Raw genomic sequence first — 22166 nt, 5'->3', positions numbered from 1 at the left:
GGCTGATTGGCTTGTCGGCTCGCCGGCATGCCAGAATGGCGAATTCACCGCTCATTCAGGTAGCCATTCCGTGGATCTCCAGATCAGCCTCCACGATCGTCGCGACCTCGCCGGCCAGATCTATCGGCAACTGCGCGCGGCGATCGTCGGCGGACGCCTCGCCGCCGGCGCGCGGCTGCCTTCGACGCGCGATCTCGCGCGGCAGCTCGGCGTGTCGCGCAAGACGACGCTCGACGCGTTCGAGCGCCTCGCGAGCGAAGGCTTTCTGCTCACGCGCACGGGCAACGGCACGTTCGTCGCGGACGGCCTCACGCGCGTGCCCGGCGCGCGCGGGCACGAGACGAACGCCCACGGCGCGCACGCGGACGCGGTTCGCGACGGCAGCGGCGGCGCGGCGCTCGCCCGCGCGCACGCAGGCTGGTCCGACGTGCCGGCCGGGCTCTCGATGCCGCCGCCGCGCGCGCCGCTCGCATTCGACTTCCGAGGCGGCGTCACCGACAAGGCGCATTTCCCGTGGGACGACTGGCGGCGCTGCATCCAGCAAGCGGTGCGCGCGCAGGCGCGCAGCAGCGGCGACTATCGCGATCCGGCGGGCGAACCCGAACTGCGTGACGCGATCGCGCGCTATGTCGGCTTCAGCCGCGCGGTCGCGTGCGACTGGCAGGACGTGATCGTCACGCACGGCGCACAACAGGCGCTCGACCTGCTCGCGCGCGTGCTCGTGCGGCCGGGCGACGTCGTCGCCGTCGAGGAGCCCGGCTATCCGCCCGCGCGCGCGGCGTTCGCGGCGCTCGGCGCGCGTGTGGCCGGCGTGCCCGTCGATGCGCACGGCCTCGTCGTCGCCCGGTTGCCGGACGATGCGCGCTTCGTCTACGTGACGCCGTCGCATCAGTTCCCGCTCGGCATGCCGATGAGCCTCGAGCGGCGCGTCGAGTTGTTCGAATGGGCGCAGCGGCGGCGCGCGGTGATCGTCGAGGACGACTACGACTGCGAATTCCGCTTCGAGGGCCGGCCGCTAGAGCCGCTGAAGAGCCTCGATCGCGCGGGGCTCGTCGCATACGTCGGTACGTTCTCGAAGACGCTGTTTCCGGAACTGCGGATCGGCTACGCGGTGCCGCCGCGTTCGCTGAACCTCGCGCTGCGCAAGGCGAAGCAGATCGCCGACTGGCACGCGTGCACGCTCACGCAAACGGCGCTCGCGCGGTTCATCGCCTGCGGTGCGTTCGGCCGTCATCTGCGGCGCATCCATCGCCACTACGACGCGCGCCGCCGGCTGCTCGCCGCGCATCTGCAAGGCGCGCTGTCGCACTGGCTTCAGCCCGTGATTCCCGCGGCCGGCATTCACTTGACCGCGCGCTTTCGCGCGGGCATCGACGAACGCGCGACGCTCGACGCCGCGCGCGAAGCCGGCATCGATCTGCACGGCATCTCGGCGTTCTACGCAAGCAGCCCGCCCGAAGCCGGCATCCTGTTCGGCTACGGCGGCCTCGACGCGCCGACGATCGACGTCGCGCTCGCGCGGCTCGCGGACGTGCTGAATCGGTGCGCGTGAGCCGCGCTGCGGGGATGGCGGTTCGCAGGCGCTCGGGGATTCGGGCTTGCTGAATTTCCGGATCGAGGACTGATGAAGTTGCGGTTTGCGGCTTACGAGCTTGCGGTTTGCGGGTTTACATTCTTGCAGACTTGCAAAGCGGTATCCCAAATTTCCAGAAAATTGGTCATTTCAGATAGCCGGTCGCATCGTTAATCTGGTGATGATCACCCGAAACCGAGGAACGAATCATGGAAACCCGTCTCGACTACCGCCAGGCGAACCCGCACGCGCTCAACGCGATGCTCGCGCTCGAGGAGCGGATCGCGCAAAGCGGGCTGGAGCCGACGCTGCTCGAACTCGTGCGGCTGCGCGCGTCGCAGATCAACGGCTGCGCATACTGCGTCGACATGCACACGCGCGACGCGCGCAAGCGCGGCGAGACCGACCGCCGGCTCGCGACGGTCGTCGTCTGGCGCGAGGCGCCTTTCTTCACCGACCGCGAGCGCGCGGCGCTCGAGTGGACCGAGGCGGTGACGCTCGTCGCGCGCGACCACGTGCCGAACGCCGTCTGGGACGCGGTGCGGCCGCATTTCACCGATGCGGAGCTCGTCGATCTGACGCTCGCCGTCGCGACAATCAACAGTTGGAACCGCTTTGCCGTGTCGTTTCGCAAGCTGCCCGCGTGAGGTCCAGCACGACGCTCGACAGAAAATGGATCGCGAGGATCGACAGAATCGCGTGATCCGGCACGTTCGCCTCGGCGCGCCTGGCCGGGTGCGGCATCCGATCCGTACGCGCACGCGGGCTCGATCTTCGCGTTCGTCACGCAGGGCCGCGTCGTGTCGCAGTTCGAAAGCGAGCCGCCGCGGACTCACGGGCGGGGCGAAACGTGGTATGAGCCGCCCGGCTCGCGCCACATCGTGTCGCGCAACGCGAGCGATACCGAGCCCGCGCAGATCGTCGTGTTTGCCGCGGTCGGCGAGCATCGCGCGTTGAAGACGCCGCTGCCGCGCTGACGCGTCGCGTCGTCGCTCGATGGGCGATTCGCGGATGAACGCGGGCTCAGGGCCGGCGCGCCGCGCTTCGCGCTCATGCGGCGCGTTCGCGGTTTCGTTTCGCGAAGCGACGGCGGCTCGCGCCGCGTCGCCACGGCAATCGCGATGCCGGATCGAGCGGCGCTCCGATCCGGGCGCGAGTACACGATCGAACGCTCCCTCCTCGCTCGAACGCCGCCCGTCGGCGTGCCCACGCCCTCGGTACGTTGCCGCCGCACACGGGCGAAGCCTTTCGCCGCGCGCCGCCCTGCACTCGCGCCGACGGTATCCGCGTGCAGGAACGCCTGAACGCCCGACCGACGAAAACGGCGACGCAAACGACGCGGGCCCGGCTGAATGCCGGGCCCGCTCATGCCGCCGCACTCGCGGCGGCGCTCCCTTCGAACGGAAGCGACCTCGCTTCTTACTTCGCCTTCTCGGCCGTGTTCGAGATCGCCTGGCCGCCCTTCGAGATGTCCTGGCCGACGCCGGCGATCGTGTTGCAACCGGCAAGCGCGGCGGTCAGGATCAACAGGGCGGCGGCAATCGCGCGATTCATTCTCATTCTCCTGGTCAATGCGGACGCTTCACGGGCGTCCGGCGTATCGGAATCTGCCCGCGCGCGGCGGCGCGGGGGACGGGTCCCGATTATACGGACGCGCCGCGTCTCACGGGGCAAAGCAATTGTTAAACGTGTTTCGGATCGTGCGGCGATGTCGCGCGCCGCTTCCGCGCCTCGTCTCCGTCAATCCGCCCGCATTTTTCGCTTGACTTCGGCTGCTGGCGACCTACCATACGCATCGCGTATATTTCAGAGAGCCTAGCCGACCGATGACCGTTCCTCAGCAAGCGTTCCTGCGCGACGCGATGCGCCGCCTCAACATGACCCGCGAAGCGTTCGCGAACCGCATCGGCGTCAGCCGGCGCGCTCTCGACACCTGGCTTTTGCCCGACGATTCGCAGGAATCGCGCGGAATGCCCGAGATCGTCGAGCGTTTCGTCTCCGAAATCGTCGGGCGTGCGCCAGCCGCCGAGGGATATGCGCAAAGCGTATACTCCCGGCAGCCGCTCGCGAGCCAGTTCCTGTTCGAGGGCAAGCCGCAGTTGCTGTCGGTCGACCAGTTCTCGCGCGACTCTGTCGAAGCGCTGTTCCGGGTCGCCGACGTGATGCAGCCGATCGCGCGCCGCCGCAAGATCTCGCGCGTGCTCGAAGGCGCGGTGCTCGGCAACCTGTTCTTCGAAGCGAGCACGCGTACCCGCGTGTCGTTCGGCGCCGCGTTCTGCCGGCTCGGCGGCTCGGTGTGCGACACGACGGGCTTCACGTTCTCGTCGATGGCGAAAGGCGAATCGATCTACGACACGAGCCGCGTGATGGCGGGCTACGTCGACGCGCTCGTGATCCGCCATCCGGAGAAAGGCTCGGTCGCCGAGTTCGCGCGCGCGACGAACCTGCCCGTGATCAACGGCGGCGACGGTCCCGGCGAGCATCCGAGCCAGGCGCTCCTCGACCTGTACACGATTCAGCGCGAGTTCTCGCGCCTCGGCAAGATCGTCGACGGCGCGCACATCGCGCTCGTCGGCGACCTGAAATACGGCCGCACGGTCCACTCGCTCGTCAAGTTGCTCGCGCTGTATCGCGGGCTCAAGTTCACGCTCGTATCGCCGCCGACGCTCGAGATGCCGGCCTATATCGTCGACCAGATCTCGACGAACGGCCACGTCGTCGAGGAGACGCACGACCTCGCGGCGGGCCTGAAGGGCGCGGACGTCGTCTATGCGACGCGAATCCAGAAGGAGCGCTTCACCGACGAATCGTTCGAAGGCTATACGCCCGATTTCCAGATCAATCAGGCGCTCGTCGACACGGTGTGCGGCCGCGACACGCTGATCATGCACCCGCTGCCGCGCGACAGCCGACCCGGCGCGAACGATCTGTCGACCGACCTGAACCGCGACCCGCGCCTCGCGATCTTCCGCCAGACCGACAACGGGATTCCGGTGCGCATGGCGATCTTCGCGGTGCTGCTCGGCGTCGAGCATCTGGTTCAGCACTCGTTGCGCGACGCGACGTGGCGCCCGCCCGCGTACCTCGGGCCCGAGGACGCGGTGTTTCACGGGATCGACTGACATTCGGAGGGCGGGCCGGCGCGCGACCGGACGGGAAGCCTGCCGGCCGCATCGCACATTTCCTTTCTTTTCAAGCGGATAGCATCGAATCCAGCCGTTCGTTTCGAGAAACGTAACAAGAACGCTTCTCATTCATAAACTTATTCACTAGAATGACGCCCGAAAACAATTTGTAATATTCGGGCGAAACGCGTCATGCACCGGCAGTTGCTTCGCCCGATCGAGTCACACCTGGCGAGGAAATACCACCGATGAAGTTGCGTTCCGACGAGTTGAAGCTCGGAAAATTCACTACCCTTTGCAGCATGCTCGCCGCGAGCCCGGCGTTCGCGCAGGACGCCGCGCCGCCCGCGGCAACCGCCGATCACGACAAGGAGCTCGCGCCGATCCAGGTCAAGGGCGCCGCCGAGCGCAGCTACAAGACGGACGTCTCGTCGTCGGTGAAATTCACCGCGCCGCTCGTCGACACGCCGAAATCCGTCACGGTGATTCCGCAGGAGCTGATCCACAACAGCGGCGCGGCGACGCTCACCGAAGCGCTGCGCACCGTGCCCGGCATCACGTTCGGCGCGGGCGAAGGCGGCAATCCGCTCGGCGACCGCCCGTTCATCCGCGGCTACGACACGCAGGGCAGCATGTTCGTCGACGGCATGCGCGACACGGGCGCGACGACGCGCGAGATCTTCAACACCGAGCGCATCGAGATCACGAAGGGCTCGGACGGCGCGTACGGCGGCCGAGGCGGCGCGGGCGGCAGCATCAACCTCGTCACGAAGGCGCCGCATCTCGGCACGACGGCCGAGGCGAGCGCGGGGCTCGGCACCGACCGCTATCGCCGCTTCACCGCCGACGGCAATTGGCAGTTCGCCGACCACGCGGCATTCCGCCTGAACCTGATGAGCCACAACAATGACGTCGCGGGCCGCGACGCGGTGAACAACGAGCGCTGGGGCGTCGCGCCGTCGATCGCATTCGGGCTGGGCACGCCGACCCGCGTGGTCGCGAGCTACTACCACCTGTCGACCGACGACCTGCCCGACGGCGGCATTCCGTACTTCTACACGGCCGCGAACAAGCCGGCGAGCGTCGACACGATCTATCCGGCGAACGTCGACCGGCACAACTTCTACGGCCTCGTCGACCGCGACTTCCGCAAGACGACGTCGGACATCAGCACGCTGAAGATCGAGCACGACATCACGCAATCGCTGACGATCCGCAACACGACGCGCTACACGGAATCGACGCAGGACTACATCTGGACGCAGCCCGACGACAGCCAGGGCAACGTGATCAACGGCCGCGTCTGGCGGCGCAACAACAACCGCAACAGCTCGATCAACAGCATCGCGAACCAGACGGAGCTGTTCGGCGAGTTCCTCACCGGCGCGTTCAAGCACAGCTTCACGACCGGCATCGAGTTGTCGCGCGAATGGGGCAAGCGCGACTCGTACAGCGTCGCCACCGGCACCGGCAAGATCTGCCAGCAAGGGATCGGCGCCGCGTCGGGCTACAACTGCACGAGCCTGTGGTCGCCGAACCCGAACGATCCGTGGGCGGGCTCGATCACGCGCAACAACGACTACGCGCATGCGCGCACCGTGACGAAATCGATCTACGGCTTCGACACGATCGAGCTCGGCAAGCACTGGCAGGTGAACGCCGGCGTGCGCGTCGACGACTACTCGACCCGCTTCACCGACACCCGCGCGAACGGCGGCAAGACCTATACGCGCGACGACACGCTCGTGAACTGGCAGCTCGGCCTCGTGTTCAAGCCCGCGCAGAACGGCAGCATCTATGCGTCGTACGCGACGTCGTCGACGCCCGCGGGCGCGCTGCTCGGCGAAGGCTCGGAGACGCAGTCGCTCACGCCGGGCCGCGGCGGCGTCGGCGCGAACGCCGACCAGCTCGCGCCGGAGAAGAACCGCAGCATCGAGCTCGGCACCAAGTGGAACGTGCTCGACGACAAGCTCGCGCTGACGGCCGCCCTCTTCCAGATCGACACGACGAACGCGCGCGTCACGCTGCCGGACAACCAGTACGCGATGGCCGGCAGCAAGCGCGTGCAAGGGCTCGAGCTCGGCTTCGCGGGGCAGCTCACGCGCGCATGGCAGGTGTTCGGCGGCTACACGTACATGAAGAGCGAATTGCGCGGGAACGGCAAGAACACGGCCGACAACGGCCACCAGTTCCCGAACACGCCGAAGCACAGCTTCACGCTGTGGACGAACTACGACGTGACGCCGAAGTTCACGGTCGGCGGCGGCGCGTTCTACATGTCGAAGGTGTTCGGCGACACCGCGAACCTGCGCGCCGTGCCGTCGTACTGGCGCTTCGACGCGATGGCGCAGTACCGGATCAACAAGAAGCTCGATCTGCAGTTGAACGTGAACAACCTGTTCAACCGCGCGTACTTCGATCAGGCGTATCCGGCGCACTATGCGTCGATCGCGCCGGGCCGCTCGGCGTTCGTCACGCTGAACGCGCGCTACTGACGCGATGCGGCCGGTATCGTTGAAGGCGCTCGCGTCGGCGTCGCGCGAGGATCTCGCCGGGATCCTCGCCGGAGCGCCCGAGCGCGCGGCCGCGTGGGTCGCGGCGGCCGCGGAGAACGGGATCGTCGAGGCGCAGGCCGTCTACGGGCAGTACCTGCTCGACGGCCACGGGCTCGCGCGCGACCCCGCCGCCGCGCTCGACTGGTTCAAGCATGCGGCGCGCGCCGATCATCCGATGGCGATGAACATGGTCGGCCGCTGCTACGAGTTCGGCTGGGGCACGGCCGCGAACGCGATCGTCGCCGCGTACTGGTATCGCGAGGCCGCGCGCGCGGGGCTCGACTGGGGCATGTACAACTACGCGACGATGCTCGCGCTCGGCAACGGCGTCGACGAGGACCGCACGGCCGCGCTCGCGTGGCTCGAGAAAGCGGCGGCGCTCGGCCACGCGAAGTCGATCAACCTGATCGGCGGCTTCTACGAAGACGGCTGGGTCGTCGCGACCAACCGCGACGCCGCGTTCGACTGCTACCGGCGCGCGGCCGCCGCGGGCGACTTCCGCGGCCAGTTCAACTATGCGCGGCTGCTCGCCGAGCGCGGCCGCGTCGCGGAGGCGCTCGAGTGGCTCGCGCGCGTGCCGAGCACCGCGACGCCCGCGTTCGTCGCGAAGATGCGCGCATATCTCGCGGCGTCGCCGATCGACGCGTTCCGCGCGATTGCGGCGCGACAGAAGGAGTTCGCAACATGATGCTTCACATTCCCGGCGTGCTGACGAAGGAACAGGTCGCGCAATGCCGCAACCTCCTCGACACCGCCGACTGGACCGACGGCAACGCGACGTCCGGCGCGCAATCGGCGCTCGCGAAGCGCAACCGGCAGTTGCCGGAGGGTTCGCCCGCCGCGCGCGCGGCGGGCGATGCGATCCAGGATGCGCTCGCGCGCAACGCGCTGTTCTTTTCGGCGGCGCTGCCGCTCAAGGTGTTTCCGCCGCTCTTCAACCGCTACGCGGGCGGCGACGCGTTCGGCACGCACGTCGACAATGCGATCCGGCTGCTGCGCGGCACCGATTTCCGCGTGCGCAGCGATCTGTCGGCGACGCTCTTTCTCGAGGAGCCGGAGCACTACGACGGCGGCGAGCTGTGCGTCGAGGACACGTACGGCGTTCACCGCGCGAAGCTGCCGGCGGGCGACATGGTGCTGTATCCGGCGTCGAGCCTGCATCATGTGACGCCGGTCACGCGCGGCGCGCGAGTGGCGTCGTTCTTCTGGATTCAGAGCATGGTGCGCGACGATGCGGACCGGACGCTGCTTTATCAGCTCGATACGCAGATTCAGCAGTTGACCGCGGAGAAAGGCGGGCGTGATGCAGGCGTGATCGCGTTGACCGGGATTTATCACAATCTGTTGCGGCGGTGGGCGGATGCGTGAGGGACGATGGGCGACGACCTCGAAAAACGGTATCCGGAAAATCTCCGCCGCCCGCAAAGACCTCTATCGATGCCCCACACCGTCCCAAATCCCAATCGAGATTGCGGTCTCACCGTGGTATTCGTTGTCTGGTGCTTCTAGCGCAGTTTTGCTCGGCTGACCATCCGCCTGATAGACATCACGACTCCGCGGCTCTGCGAGCGTATCTCCCTGCATTCGCCAGTTCGATCGCGCCAGTGCTGGCTCGCCTGTTTCCATCAAGTCAATTATCGTGCCGGTCTTGCCTAGGATTTGAGCGAAGTCAGTTGCATTGATCCCTCCGCTCTTGATGATCGATTCGATTTTCATGGTGGCAATTTACGGGAAATATTCTGATTCGACTGACATAAGTTCCTCTTTGCTTCTTACAGCAGACACGCCCCTGACCCGACAGCGACGCTCGCCGATGCATTCGTCAGCCACCCGCGCGCGCGACGATATTCGCCACGGTCATCACCCGCGCGTAATCCATCGCCAGATTGGCGAGCGACAGCGCGTGCACATCCTCGGCCGGCCACAGTCGCCCCGACAAATCGCGCTGATCGAACGTGAAGCACGCATCGCCCGCGACGATCGCATCGAAACCGAGGTTCCCCGCCGTGCGCGCGGTCGATTCGACCGAATTGTTGGTGATCACGCCCGCGATCACGAGCTGCGCGATTCCGCGCTCATGCAGCCAGCGTGCGAGCCCGGTCGCGGCGAACGCATCGGGGACGTTCTTCTCGACCACGTGCTCGCGATCGAGCGGCGAAAACGCCTCCTGAAATTCCACGCCGGATCGCCCCGGCCAGAACACCGAATCCGACGACCGCGAAATGTGCCGGACATGCACGACCGGACGCCCGCTGCGCCTCCAGCTATCGAGCAACGTCTTGACGCGCGCCTCCGCGTCCGGGTTGTTGCGGCGGCCGAGTTTCGGCTCATGAATGCCTTTCTGAAGGTCGATGAGCAGCAACGCGGCGCGCGCGGAAAGCGATGTGGATGCGTTCATGTGGAAAGCGAATCGGTCGCGAAGGAATGGATCGAGCGACGATTGTATCGGCGGTTTCGCCCATCGATATCGACGATGAATCGCGGACCTTCGTCCAACTCCTCGAAGCGACGACGTCGCCGTCGCTCGCCGTGTGCCGCTATTCGGGGTATGAACAAGGTAAGCGTAAATTCCTATCATAAGCCCTATGGTTATAAAGACGACCCCGCTTATTACGATTTGGCCCGGTAACGTCTGATTTTACTTGCGCTAATCTGTGCGGCCCGCTGCGATCCCGAGGATTCGCATGGCTACGATCGAACGCACCGCCTATCCGCGCTTCCCCGAGGTCCTGGCACCCCGGGAGCTGGAAGCCTGCTATACACCGCTTCCCGACGAACTCGAATGGGCCCGCCGGTCGACTCGCGGCGAGCGACCTCGATTGGGCCTGCTGGTGCTGCTGAAGGTGTTCCAGCAGTTGCATTACTTCCCCATACTCGGCGACATTCCGGACGCCATTGTTGACCATGTGCGTGCCGCCGCTGACATCGGCGACGCCGCGCGATTTGGCTACGACACCGCGTCTTCGCCCACACTGTTCCGCCATTACGCGGCGGTGCGCGCCTATCTGGAGGTGCAGCCGTACTACGGCACCGATGCGAACGCAATCGCGACGCGAGCCGCGCATACCGCATCGCTGACGATGGACCGGCGGTCGACATCATCAACGCGACGATCGACGAGCTGATCGCGCGCAATATCGAACTGCCGGCGTTCTCGACCCTGGATCGACTGACCGAACAAATCCATGCCCGCGCACAATCCCGCCTATTCAAACGCGTCACGCGACGCCTGACGAGCGAACAGAAACTCGCGCTCGACCGACTGCTCGCCCGCGATCTGTCGAGCCGGCAAACGGCCTACAACCGAATCAAGCGACATGCCAAACGTCCGTCCCGGCAGCACCTGGACCTGCTGATCGACCAACTCGTCTGGCTCGAGGAACTCGGTGATTTCTCGCTCGCCATTGCCGGCATTCCTGCCTCGAAACTACGTTCGCTCGCCCAACAGGCGATGGCACTCGATGCCTCGGCGCTCAAGAGCGACACGCTGCCCGAGAAGCGCTACACGCTTATCGTCGCGCTGCTCAACCGCATGCGCGTACGCGCTCGCGACGATCTCGCCGACATGTTCGTGCGGCGCATGGCGGCCATCCACAAGCGTGCGAGCGACGAACTGGAGGTGATCCAGCGCAAGCAGCGCGATCAGGTCGAGGATCTCGTGGTGCTGCTCGACGGCGTCGCCGACATCCTGGCCGAGGAATCGGACGAGACCATTATCGCGAAGGCGGTTCGCAAACTGCTCGCACCGAAAGGCGACCTGGAACCGTTGCGGGAAAGCTGCGCAGCAATCCGCGCGTTCAGCGGCCGAAATTACCTGCCGTTGCTCTGGAAGCACTTCAAGGCGCACCGATCCGTCATGATGCGCGTCACCCGCGCGCTGAAGTGGGATTCGACCAGCCCGGTGCGCACGCTGCTGAACGCCCTCGACGCGGTGCTGGAGAACGAATCGCTGCATCGGGAATGGATCGATGCCGAGGTCGACGTGAGCTTCGCGGCGCCACGGTGGCGTAAGCTCGTGCGGCGCTCCCACGGCGAAGGACCGCCAACCAATCGCCGTTATCTTGAACTCTGCGTCCTTTCGTACATGGCAGAGGAACTGCGCGTCGGCGATCTATGCGTATCCGGCTCCGATGCGTACGCCGACTATCGCGACAACCTGCTGCCGTGGGGACAATGCGAGCGGCAACTGGCAGATTACTGCGAGAAGCTCGGCATTCCGACGACCGGCAACGACTTTGTGCGTCACCTCGAGCAATGGCTTACGGACGCCGCCCGCAAGCTCGATGAGGAACTGCCTTGCAAGCGCGAGCATGTCGTGATCGACCGCAACGGCGAACCGATCCTGCGCAAGACCGTCGCGAAGGAGATTCCGGCGAGCGCCATCGCCCTGCAGGAGCGGTTGAACACCCGCTTGCCGACGCGGAACATGCTGGACATTCTGGCGAATATCGAACACTGGACGCATTTCACGCGGCACTTCGGGCCGCTCTCAGGGAGCGATCCCAAGATTCCCAAGGCTGCGGAGCGCTATCTGCTGACGATTTTCGCGATGGGTTGCAATCTCGGTCCGACCCAAGCGGCTCGCCATCTCGATTCGGACGTGACTGCGCACATGCTGTCATTCGCTAACCGCCGGCATATCAGCCTGGACAAGCTCGAGACCGCGCAGCGCGAGTTGATCGAGCTGTACCTGCGGCTCGACCTGCCGAAACACTGGGGCGATGGCAAAACGGTCGCGGCCGACGGCACACAATACGATTTCTACGACAACAATTTGTTGGCCGGCTATCACTTCCGGTATCGGAAAATGGGCGCCGTCGCGTATCGGCACGTCGCCGACAACTATATTGCGGTGTTCCAGCATTTCATCCCGCCGGGCGTGTGGGAAGCGATCTACGTGATCGAGGGATTGCTGAAGGCGGGGCTGTCGGTGAAGGCCGACACTGTCCATGCCGATACGCAAGGCCAGTCAGCGGCCGTATTTGCCTTCACGTACCTGCTGGGCATCAACCTGATGCCGCGGATTCGCAACTGGAAGGACCTCGTCCTCTATCGCCCCGACAGCAAGATCAAGTACAAGCACATCGACAAGCTGTTCACGGCGACCATCGATTGGACGCTGATCGAACAGCATTGGCAGGAACTCATGCAGGTCGCGTTGTCGATCCAGGCTGGCACGATATCGTCGCCACTGCTGCTGCGCCGGCTCGGCTCCGAGAGCCGCAAGAACCGGCTGTACCTCGCCGCACGCGAGCTCGGCAACGTGGTGCGCACGGTCTACCTGCTTCAGTGGATCGGCAGCCTCGAGCTACGCCAGGACGTGACTGCAAACACGAACAAGATCGAGTCGTACAATGGCTTTGCGAAATGGCTGGACTTCGGCGGCGACGTGATCGCCGAGAACGAACCGGAAGAGCAACAAAAGCGGCTGCGATACAACGACCTGATTGCCTCGGCCGTCATCCTGCAGAACACAGTCGACATAATGCAAGTGCTGCGCGAGATGGTCGCGAACGGTGAGAAGGTCCGCGCCGAGGACATCGCTTTTCTGAGCCCGTATCCGACCCACAACATTCGGCGTTTCGGCCACTATAAACTTCATTTGGATCGTCGGCCGGAAGCCTGGATCAGAGATCCGCTATACGGCCACGCACCTCGTCGCTATTCGCCCCGCCCATGACTGCACGACCAGCCACCACGACCACTTTTTTCGGCGACGTCGACACCGCGGCGCTTGAGCGGCTCGAATCGAGCTATGACACGACGCGCCTGCTGGCCGCCGTCGACATCGTCGATCGCATCCGGACCCAACTGTACGATCCCGAAGGCCTGCGCGACGACCTGCTCGAAATCCACCGCATGGCGCACGCGGTCTTGAACGGCGCGTTGCCAATGTCGTCACGACATGAAAGCACCTTCCCCGAGCAGGTACGGGACGCGCTCGACTTGATCGACGAATTCGTGGCGGAACTCACCCAGGTGAGGACGACGCTCGAGCCGCTGGAGACATTATTTCCGGACGACGAGTTTGGCGGGGATTGAGTCCATCGCATGCGCAATCCCCTTTTGACTTCGATTCAATTCACATCCTATGTAAAGGCATCGAAAAAGGCATCGGCGCGTAGTATCGGCATACCGATTCTCACCGAGGGAGCGTAGCGATTCATGCGTTGCATCAGAGTCCAAGCCCGTCGTGCTGGCAGTGTCGCTCGAATTGGCTGCAGCGAAGTGGAAGGTAGTGCTGCACGACGGCTACCGCGAGAAGCCAGCAGTGCACACGATGAGCGAATCGCAGGCCGCAGTCCGGCTTGAAGCCGTGTTGGACCTAATCGAGCGGCAAAAACAGAAATGGTCGCTTTCGCAAAACGCGCGGGTCGCTGTCAGCTACGAAGCTGGACAGTACGCATTCTGGATTTTCCGAAGGGATCGGAATCCCCGCGGCCTCACCCAGGCCAATCCAACGATACCTTCGACAACCGCGAGGACATATCACTCATCGCGAATGGCGCTATTGCTTGGTAACGCCGCGCAATGCTGGCGAGGTGATTTTTGTCAGCGCCCGAAGCACCATAATGATGCGCGCAATCAAATATATAAACATAATGACGCAATGACGCCAAAAGGCATGTATTCGCGCCTCACTAGAAATAGAACTGGAAAAGTTTGTACAACTGCATCCCCACGAACAGCTCATAAGCAAATCACCAGAAATATGAATTGCTGCTGAATTTGGTTTTTCAGCATGCTACGTTGCTTGCGTCATACATCGGATTGCGCAGGTTCCGCGCTCAGGCCGCATGCAATCGAGCGCGATGCCGGTTTGGCATGTTCGATCAGTATCGATATTCCCAATATGTGGGAACGCTTTGCTTGTTCATCAATATAAGGCGCAACCTTACTGTTATTTTTTGCGGTTGACATGATGCCATAGCGATCTTACAGTTATTTGACGCCATCGCTCGAGTGGAACTTGAAACGATGCCGTATTATTAAAATATTGGAGACATAGATGACCGTAATCAATATCGGCATCGTGGGCCTTGGTTCGCAAATGCAGGAAAATCTGCTGCCTACTCTTCTACAGATGCCCAATGTCAGAATTGTCGCCGTATGCGATATCTCCGCCGCGAGTGCTGCCAGGATTCATCATTTCATCCCGAACGTACCAATTACCGATAGCATCGACGGAATGCTGTCGCTGGCATCGCCCGATGCGCTCGTCCTCGCCTGTCCTCCGCAAGCCCATCGCGATATAGCGCTCCAGGCGATGGAATCCGGCATTCACGTATTTGTCGAGAAGCCGCCATGCTTTACGCTGGCCGAGCTCGAAAAGCTGGTGCGTGAGAGTCGACGTTCGCGCGTGGTGACGGGCGTCGGCATGAATTTCAAGTTTGCAAAGCCAGTGCAGCAACTGCGCGCCATCACTCAATCGGAGCAGTTCGGGCGAACCCTGCACATCCAGTTGAACCATTACGCAAGCAAGCCGCGTGCGCCAATGTGGGGGCTCGACTCGACCCTCCGGTCGTTCCTGCTTGCACAGGCAATCCATACGATCGATCTTGGCATCACGTTCGGTGGTGACGAATTGACCGGCATCCAGTCGCGCGTACAGCGGCATGACGATTCGCTGATCGTCAATGCCGATTTGCTGTTCTCGTCGGGCGCGACCGCGAGCCTGCTGTGCGGCACAATGTTCCCATATTTCGAATTCGATATGAAGCTCGTGAGTTCGAATTCGACGATGGTCCAGCTCGACAATCTCTGGAACATCACGCTGCACGAAACCGACCACGGCACGCGCCCGACCGGTGCGGGAAAGCGTTGGCGCGGCGCTTGGCAACCGGGTCCGCTCGACTCGGGCTATGAACGAAGCGGCTACTACGGCGAGCTGTTCAGCTTCTTTGACGCGATCCGCCGACAGGCGCCATTCGAAGCAAGCTTCGAGAGCTTGCTACCGACCTATCGTGTCATCGAGCAGATCTGCACCGACGATCTGCTTGACGCCGCCGCTCCGCAAACGTTTTCCGCTGTCCCGTCACTCGACGTGCGCCGCGACAACTGCGGAATTCTGGCTAACAACAACCTGGGAGCGGGTTCCAATGTCATCTGATTTCTCTGTCGAAGCGGTAGCGTCCGCACGGCGCACGGTTTCCGACAAGTTTCGCACCGTCTATGCGAACGATGTCGATACGCTCGAGAAAACGCTTGCGCGCTCTCTGTCCGGGACGAGCGACGTCGTGACCGAATACGAACAGGACCTTGCCGCATGGTTCGGCGCACGGCACGCAGTCGCACTGTCGTCGGGCGGCGCCGCCCTGAGCGTCGCGTTGTATGCGGCAGGGGTGAGGCCCGGCGACGAGGTACTACTCACGCCGAGCTGTCCACTTTGCACGGTCTATCCGGTTCTCGCCGCAGGCGCAACGCCCGTATTTGTCGACACGCGCGAGCACGGCTTCGGCGCCGACCCCACGTCGGTGCGCTCGCGCAAGACGCCACGTACGCGCGCAATGATCGACATTCCGATGTGGGGATATCCGACCGAAGTCGACGCACTGCAGGCGCTCACGCGTGAGCTCGGCATCAAACTGATCCTCGACCTCGCGCACTCGCACGGCACCACGTTGCACGGCCGACCACTGTCGCAGTTCGGCGACCTGTCGTGCTTCAGTACGCACGAGCGCAAGCCGCTCGCGACGGGCGAGGGCGGCTTCCTGCTCACGGACGACGATGAGCTCGCGCAGCGCAGCCGGGACTACAGCCGCTTCGGCAACCTCAACGGTACCGACTTCGGCCTCAACTACAAGCTTGCGGCGCTACCGGCCGCGCTTGGCAAGAGCCGCCTTGGATCGCTCGCTGAACAGATCGACCAGCGCCGCCGTAACGCCAGCTATTTCCTCGGGCGACTCGATCACGCGAAGGTACGCGAGAAGAAGATCATCGACGGGGGCAGTCCGAACTACTACTTCTTCAACCTTGAATTACGCTTCGCCGACAACCGCAGGTTCATCGACTATCTCGACGATCACGGCATTCCTTCCGACATCAAGCGCTACGGCTGCAAGGCGCTTTACGAGTTCCCCGCGCTCGAGCGCTATCGCGCTGCCTGTCCGAACGCGCAGGCGCTGCTCGCCGGCATGACGACGATTCCCGTGCATCCAGGCGTCTCGACGGACGAACTCGACTACATGGCTGAATGCATCAACCGTTACGAGGCGGCATGAACATGGTGCACCGCCACGACCGCACGACGCTCGAGCGGCATTTCACCGCATCGGGCCTCGTGATGAATCCGCATCGGGAACTGTTGCTGCTGCATCATCGCAAGCTCGATGTCTGGCTCTACCCGGGCGGCCACGTCGAACCGGCCGAAACGCCCGACACGTCCGTCCTGCGCGAAATCGAAGAGGAAACAGGAATTCGCGCGACACTGGTCGGCGAACGCAACGACGACCTCGCCGACCGAGATGCCGACGTCACGGTTCTCCATCGGCCGTACCAGGTGCTCTGTGAGTTCATCGACGACAAGCACGAGCCGCACTACCACGTGGATCTCGTCTATCTGTGCGCAACCGGCGCGCGCGTGTGCCCGATGAATCGTGAAAACGATCGTGCGCGCTTTTTCACCTACGAGCAGATGAACGATCTGCGGATGTTTCCCAACTTTCGTCGCCTCGTCGATCATCTCTACCGCGACGTTGCGGCGTGGAATCTCGTCGACGAGGAGGTGACGGCTTGATGAACGATGCCGAAACCGTACCGCGTCACATCGCCGAGACCTGCTCGCACGACACGCCCGACGACCTCGTGGCGCTGACACTTGCCCTCGAGACGGGGCTGTCCGGAACGGCGCGTGTTGTCGAGGAATACGAATCCGCGATCGCCGCGATATACGGCGTGCGGCACGTGATTGCGGTATCGTCCGGCGCAGCCGCCGTGGCCGCCGCACTGTCGGGCGTTGACTGGCGGCCGGGCGACGAAGTCGTCGTTGCGCCAACTTGTCCGATTTGCACCGTGCTGCCGATCTTGTCCATGGGACTGCGGCCAGTCTTCTGCGACGTCGCGCCCGACAGTTTCGGCCTCGACGAAGCAGATCTGGAGTCCTGCATCGGCGAACGCACATGTGCGGTAATCGAAGTGCCGATGTGGGGTTATCCGAACCGGCCGGACCGCACCCGTGCGCTTTTGCGCGACACCGGCATCCCGCTGATTCAGGATCTCGCGCACGCGCATCTGACTCAGTTGAACGGCGTGTGGCTGCCCGGTTACAGCGAAATCAGCTGCTTCAGCACCCACGACTGCAAGTTTATGTCGACGGGCGAAGGCGGCTTCGTGATGACCGACGACGACACGCGCGCAGCGCGGATTCGGGCCTATACGCGCTTCGGCAATTTGACGGGCGAGACGGTCGGCATCAACCTGAAACTGGGCGGGTTGCAGGCCGCGCTCGGGCTTGTGCGCTCGCGCCGCCTCTTGCCGCATCTGGATGCACGGCTGCGCAATCGCGAACGACTGCTGGCGCGGCTCGACAATTCGGCGTTCCGCGAACTGCCGATCGCGCAGGGCGGCACGCCGAACGGCTATGCGCTGCTATTGCAGGCGGTCGGCCACGACGGTCGCCAGCTCGTCGATCATCAACAACGGCATGGCATCCCGTCGGACATCGGCAAGTACGACAACCAGCCGCTGTTCGAACTGCCGCTTCTCGCACTCTATCGCCGCGCATGCCCGAACGCCGCGCGTCTGTTGCGTTCGCTGACGACGGTGCCACTGCATCCGGATCTGACCGACGACGCGTTGGATTACATTGCGAAGGTGCTCAATGACTACGTCCCCGCGTGACAACGTCGCGCCGCCTCGCCGTGGACATCGCGCGGTCGTGATCGGCGGCAGCGTGGCCGGCTGCCTGACGGCTGCCGTGCTCGCGCGTCGCTTCGAGCATGTGACGCTGGTCGAGAAAGGCGACTTCTTCGATCAGACCGGCCCGCGCAAAAGCGTGCCCCAGGAGCATCACGTCCATTTGCTGCTGCTGCGTGGCAAACAGATCATCGAGCGTATCTTCCCGGGCTTCCTCGCTGCGCTCGAACGCGAGGGCGCGCTCGTTGCCGATCTCGGCCACGACGTGAAGTGGTATCAGGGCGGTCGCTGGAAGAACCGCTATCGCAGCGGCATACACGCGCACTATTGCAGCCGGCGGCTGATCGACAATGCGCTGCGCGCGCACACTGCTCGCATCAACGGCATCGAGATTCTGTCCGGCACGCGTGTCGTACGGCCTGAATTTTCCGGGCCGCCCGACGCGCGCGCGGCGATCGGCGTGCACCTCGCCGATGACGCCGGCGAACGCTTCGTGCCTGCCGATCTCGTCGTCGACGCGAGCGGTCGTGGGTCGCGCATGCCGGACTGGCTGCGAGAAGCCGGATTTGGCGACGTGGAAACGAGCGTCGTCAAGACCGAGCTCGGCTACGCGTCGCGCATCTATCGCAGAATTGCGTCGAAGAACGCGCATTGGCAGGTGCTGCTCGTCCTGCCAAGCGCGCCGCGACAGCGCTCGATGGGCGTGATCAGCCCGATCGAGGGAGACCGCTGGATGGTAACGACCGGCGGCTGGTTCGGACATTTTCCGGGTAACGATGAGGAAGAGTTCCTGCGCGCGCTGGCGGCACTACCCGTGCCGGACATTCACGATGTGATCCGGGACGCCGAACCGCTCTCCGACGTCGCGACGTTCAGGATGCCCGGCAGCCGGCGCACGCACTACGACCGCGTTGCCGGATGGCCGACTGGCCTGCTCGTCGTCGGCGACGCACTCAGCAGCATGAATCCGCTGTATAGCCAGGGCATGACGATCTGCGCGCTGGAGGCCGAGTGCGTCGATCTCCACGTCGACGCCGCGCTCGAGCGCGTTCGGCCGTTCCGGGATATCCAACGCAAGCTGTGCGAAGTCGTCGACGGCGCCTGGCACATGGCGACGACCGAGGATCTGCGCTTTCCGGAAACGCTCGGCCAACGCAGCTGGAGCACCCTTTTTCACCACTGGTACGGCGCAGGGCTCGGCCGCCTGTCCGCACTCAACCGCCACGCGCTCGAAACGCAGATCGGCGTGACCAACCTCGTGATGCCGCCCAGTCGGCTTTACTCGCCGGCGATCGCTTCGCGCATCACGCTCGATTCCATCCTGCCTCGCACATTCCGATGACCGGCAACACCCTTTCGATACCTCCGCACATCAAACATGTCGTGTTCGACTGGAACGGCACGTTGATCGACGACGTCGATCTCGCCGTACTGTCTGTCAACCGCTGCGGCGAGCGTTTTGGCGTTCCACCCGTCACGCGCGAGCACTATCGTGCGTTGTTCGGTTTTCCGATCGCAGATTTTTATGCGGCGCTCGGCTTCGATTTTTCGACAACACCATTCGCGACCATCGTCCGGCACTACCTCGAAAGCTTCGACTCCCAGGTCGCGGAATGCAAGCTGCACGAAGGTGTGCTCGACTTCCTCGACACCGCACGCGCGGCGGGTGTCGAGGTGTCGATCCTGTCCGCGTCCCATCGCGACATTCTGCTCGACACGCTTGATGCGAAAGGTCTGCGCGGACGTTTCGCGCACATCGTCGGGCTCTCCGACAATCGCGCGATCAGCAAGGCAGCCGAGGCGGTCGGACTGCAACAAGCGCTGAACAGGCCGCCCGAACAGACGCTTTACGTCGGCGATACGCTGCACGATTACGATGTCTCGCGCTCGATCGGCTGGCAGACGGTACTCGTGTCGACCGGGCACCAAGACGTGCAACGGTTGCGTGGCAGCGGCGCACGTATTTGCGCCGGGCTTGCCGACCTCCTCGCGCAACTGGCGCCGGTATGGCGAACGCGCGATGACGAAAGGAGTGCCGGGAATGGCTAGTCTCGTCGATCCGACATTTATCGCCCTTATCGCAACCAGTCTTGCCATGCGCGCCGCCGTTGCGCTTTACTATCGCGACAGCGTACGCATCTTGCGGCTGCTTCGTCTAGTGCCCCGGCTGCCCGGATGCGCCGAGCACTACTACCGTCCGCTCGACGCGTGGTTCGCGCCGCTTCCGTTCGTGTGGACGTGGCTGGACATCGTCTCGGGTGTCATACTCGCATCGCACTTTGCGTCGCCGTTCGCGTGGCTCGCCGTCGTACTGTGGAGTGGCGGGCGCATGCGGGCGCTCCAGGAGTTCGGGCACAACGCGGTGCACTTCGCTCTGTGCCGCTCCCACGCATGGCAATGGTGGTTGAGCGACGTGTTCTATCAGTTTCCGGTTTTCAAGCGCGACATGCACAGTCGCCATCAGACGCATACCGTCGAGCACCACCGGCATCCGAATCATCCGGAACTCGATCCGAACCGCGCACGCGTACGCGCGGGAGGGTACACCAGCGGGATGTCGCCGCTCGAGTTCCACATGCGGCTGTTGTACCCGCTGACGCCGGGAGGCGCCTGGGCGAACATCGTGACGATGGCACGTAACAGCATGCTGAACCATTCAGGTGCGACGGCCGTCGTGCGCTGGATCGCGGTCACCGTTGCGGGGGTGGTTCTGTATTGGGCGGGTGGCTGGAAGGGTGTCGTGTTCGGCTGGCTGGTCCCGCTCCTGACATCGTATCCGGTGTTCGCATGGATCTCGCTGCTCACCGAGCATCGCTGGTTCGTCGAAGGTCCCGCACGTGACCGGCTTGACATCGAATATCTCGCCGGGCGGCCGACCGATTACTTTGGCTTCAGCGGGTGGCTGGTCCGCTTGTTCATCGCGCCGACGTCCGATGCATACCACCTCGTCCATTCGCTATACCCGGGCGTGCGCTGGAACTTCCTGCCTGCAATCGACCGGCATCTGAAGATCCACGAGCCCCGTTACACCCAAAACGCAAGCGAGGGACTGCTCATGCGTCGCGGCAACGCGCCGAGCGCCTTGTCCGAACTGTACGAGCGTTTGGTGCACGTTCAGCACGAAATTTCAATACTCGAAACGAGAGGTGACATGTGACGCATCCAGCTTCAACGGGCCAAACGCCTCGCGTTGGCATCATCGGCGGCAGCGGCTTGCGGAATCTGCCTGGTCTCGAAAACCTGGAGCGCGTCGAATTCGACACGCCATTCGGCAAGCCCTCGTCGCCCGTGACCCTCGGAACGCTGCGTGGTGTGAACATCGCGTTCATCCAGCGCCACGGGGAAGGACACACCATTCCGCCGTCGTACATCAACGCACGCGCGAACATCGCGGCGCTGCGCGGCGCTGGCTGCACCCAATTGCTGTCGGTGAGTGCCGTGGGCAGCCTCACACACGACGCGCCTCCTGGCACGTTCGTGCTGATCGACCAATTTATCGATCGGACCATCCAGCGCGACAAGACGTTTTTCGGCCCGGGACTCGTCGGCCACGTACCGTTCGGTGATCCGGTCTGCGCACGCATGCGCGCGACGCTCGCAGACAGCGCGATGCCTGCGGACATCCGTGCGAAGGACGGCGGTACGTATGTCGTGATGGAAGGTCCGCAGTTCTCGACCCGTGCCGAATCGAACCTGTATCGCCAATGGGGCGGCACGGTCATTGGCATGACCGCCATGCCGGAAGCGAAGCTTGCCCGCGAGGCCGAGCTATGTTACGCGCTCATCGCGATTCCGACCGATTTCGACTGCTGGCACGATACGCACGATGCGGTCAACGCGGCGATCGTCGCGGAACGAATGGCCGGTATCAGCGCGTCGGTCTTCCGGTTCGTGACCGAGGCGATCACGCGGCTAGGCACGCATCGCGGCACATGCCCATGTGGCTGCGATCGTGCGCTCGACACTGCCGTCATGACCGCGCCCGCGTATCGTGACCCCGCGATCGTCAAACGTCTTGCCGCGGTATCGCCGCGGGCGGCCGCCCTGTTTTCGGAGTGA

18 protein-coding genes and 2 pseudogenes are annotated in these 22166 nt (G+C 63.9%); 17 read left to right on the top strand and 3 right to left on the bottom strand.

Features of this window, described 5'->3' with window-relative positions; genetic code table 11:
• Positions 1-70: 70 nt before the first annotated feature.
• The 3 genes and pseudogenes from WT16_RS29205 to WT16_RS29195 all read left to right on the top strand — a co-directional run.
• The gene (locus WT16_RS29205; RefSeq protein WP_063534841.1) at positions 71-1552 is read left to right on the top strand and encodes a PLP-dependent aminotransferase family protein; all 1482 of its coding nucleotides are present in this window, start codon (positions 71-73) and stop codon (positions 1550-1552) included.
• 230 nt (positions 1553-1782) lie between these two features.
• Positions 1783-2220, top strand: a complete 438-nt coding sequence (locus WT16_RS29200) for a carboxymuconolactone decarboxylase family protein (protein ID WP_006027157.1) — start codon at positions 1783-1785, stop codon at positions 2218-2220.
• A gap of 84 nt (positions 2221-2304) precedes the next feature.
• Positions 2305-2550: pseudogene (locus WT16_RS29195) on the top strand (cupin domain-containing protein); the annotation flags it as partial.
• Between the two features lie 442 nt (positions 2551-2992).
• On the opposite strand, the gene WT16_RS29190 reads toward WT16_RS29195, so the two are convergent.
• Positions 2993-3127 (bottom strand): entericidin A/B family lipoprotein, encoded by a 135-nt coding sequence (locus tag WT16_RS29190; protein ID WP_004528487.1) that lies wholly within the window; start codon positions 3125-3127, stop codon positions 2993-2995.
• A gap of 272 nt (positions 3128-3399) precedes the next feature.
• On the opposite strand from WT16_RS29190, the gene WT16_RS29185 reads away from it, so the two are divergent.
• The 4 genes from WT16_RS29185 to WT16_RS29170 all read left to right on the top strand — a co-directional run bounded on the left by WT16_RS29185 (position 3400) and on the right by WT16_RS29170 (position 8621).
• Positions 3400-4695, top strand: coding sequence for an aspartate carbamoyltransferase (locus tag WT16_RS29185; RefSeq protein WP_015603573.1), 1296 nt, complete (start codon positions 3400-3402; stop codon positions 4693-4695).
• 251 nt (positions 4696-4946) lie between these two features.
• Positions 4947-7193, top strand: a complete 2247-nt coding sequence (locus WT16_RS29180) for a TonB-dependent siderophore receptor (protein WP_006027153.1) — start codon at positions 4947-4949, stop codon at positions 7191-7193.
• Positions 7194-7197: 4 nt separating this feature from the next.
• Entirely contained in the window at positions 7198-7941 is a 744-nt protein-coding gene (locus WT16_RS29175; RefSeq protein WP_063534840.1) for a tetratricopeptide repeat protein, read from the top strand.
• Positions 7938-8621, top strand: a complete 684-nt coding sequence (locus tag WT16_RS29170; protein WP_063534839.1) for a Fe2+-dependent dioxygenase — start codon at positions 7938-7940, stop codon at positions 8619-8621. Before WT16_RS29175 ends, WT16_RS29170 begins: the two co-directional genes overlap by 4 nt.
• Positions 8622-8684: 63 nt before the next feature.
• Here WT16_RS29170 and WT16_RS34225 read toward each other — a convergent pair whose 3' ends face one another.
• Positions 8685-8969: a hypothetical protein gene (locus WT16_RS34225; protein ID WP_156521529.1), complete on the bottom strand. Its 285-nt coding sequence runs from the start codon at positions 8967-8969 to the stop codon at positions 8685-8687.
• Positions 8970-9075: 106 nt separating this feature from the next.
• On the bottom strand, positions 9076-9651 hold the full coding sequence (locus WT16_RS29165) for a cysteine hydrolase family protein (RefSeq protein WP_063534838.1): 576 nt from the start codon (positions 9649-9651) through the stop codon (positions 9076-9078).
• Between the two features lie 286 nt (positions 9652-9937).
• Between WT16_RS29165 and WT16_RS29160 the strand changes: the two are divergent.
• The 10 genes and pseudogenes from WT16_RS29160 (at position 9938) to mtnP (ending at position 22166) form a co-directional block, all read left to right on the top strand.
• Positions 9938-12933, top strand: a pseudogene (locus tag WT16_RS29160) (Tn3 family transposase).
• Positions 12930-13295: a Tn3 family transposase post-transcriptional regulator TnpC gene (gene tnpC, locus WT16_RS29155; RefSeq protein WP_063534837.1), complete on the top strand. Its 366-nt coding sequence runs from the start codon at positions 12930-12932 to the stop codon at positions 13293-13295. The pseudogene WT16_RS29160 and the gene tnpC overlap by 4 nt, the downstream one beginning before the upstream one ends.
• A gap of 967 nt (positions 13296-14262) precedes the next feature.
• On the top strand, positions 14263-15363 hold the full coding sequence (locus tag WT16_RS29150; protein WP_082875047.1) for a Gfo/Idh/MocA family oxidoreductase: 1101 nt from the start codon (positions 14263-14265) through the stop codon (positions 15361-15363).
• Complete coding sequence (locus WT16_RS29145; protein WP_197486525.1) at positions 15251-16474, top strand: DegT/DnrJ/EryC1/StrS family aminotransferase; 1224 nt, start codon at positions 15251-15253, stop codon at positions 16472-16474. The genes WT16_RS29150 and WT16_RS29145 overlap by 113 nt, the downstream gene beginning before the upstream one ends.
• A complete protein-coding gene (locus WT16_RS29140; RefSeq protein WP_197486524.1) occupies positions 16471-16989 on the top strand; it encodes an NUDIX domain-containing protein in 519 nt (172 codons plus the stop codon). The genes WT16_RS29145 and WT16_RS29140 overlap by 4 nt, the downstream gene beginning before the upstream one ends.
• Entirely contained in the window at positions 16989-18092 is a 1104-nt protein-coding gene (locus WT16_RS29135; RefSeq protein WP_063534834.1) for a DegT/DnrJ/EryC1/StrS aminotransferase family protein, read from the top strand. The genes WT16_RS29140 and WT16_RS29135 overlap by 1 nt, the downstream gene beginning before the upstream one ends.
• Complete coding sequence (locus WT16_RS29130; protein WP_063534833.1) at positions 18073-19449, top strand: FAD-dependent oxidoreductase; 1377 nt, start codon at positions 18073-18075, stop codon at positions 19447-19449. The genes WT16_RS29135 and WT16_RS29130 overlap by 20 nt, the downstream gene beginning before the upstream one ends.
• A complete protein-coding gene (locus tag WT16_RS29125) occupies positions 19446-20156 on the top strand; it encodes an HAD family hydrolase (RefSeq protein WP_063534832.1) in 711 nt (236 codons plus the stop codon). Before WT16_RS29130 ends, WT16_RS29125 begins: the two co-directional genes overlap by 4 nt.
• Positions 20149-21264, top strand: coding sequence for a fatty acid desaturase (locus WT16_RS29120; RefSeq protein WP_063534831.1), 1116 nt, complete (start codon positions 20149-20151; stop codon positions 21262-21264). The genes WT16_RS29125 and WT16_RS29120 overlap by 8 nt, the downstream gene beginning before the upstream one ends.
• A complete protein-coding gene (gene mtnP / locus WT16_RS29115) occupies positions 21261-22166 on the top strand; it encodes an S-methyl-5'-thioadenosine phosphorylase (protein WP_063534830.1) in 906 nt (301 codons plus the stop codon). The genes WT16_RS29120 and mtnP overlap by 4 nt, the downstream gene beginning before the upstream one ends.

This window comes from Burkholderia sp. MSMB1589WGS (assembly GCF_001636105.1).
GTDB lineage: Bacteria > Pseudomonadota > Gammaproteobacteria > Burkholderiales > Burkholderiaceae > Burkholderia > Burkholderia humptydooensis.
This window is presented reverse-complemented; position numbering and strand designations above follow the sequence as displayed.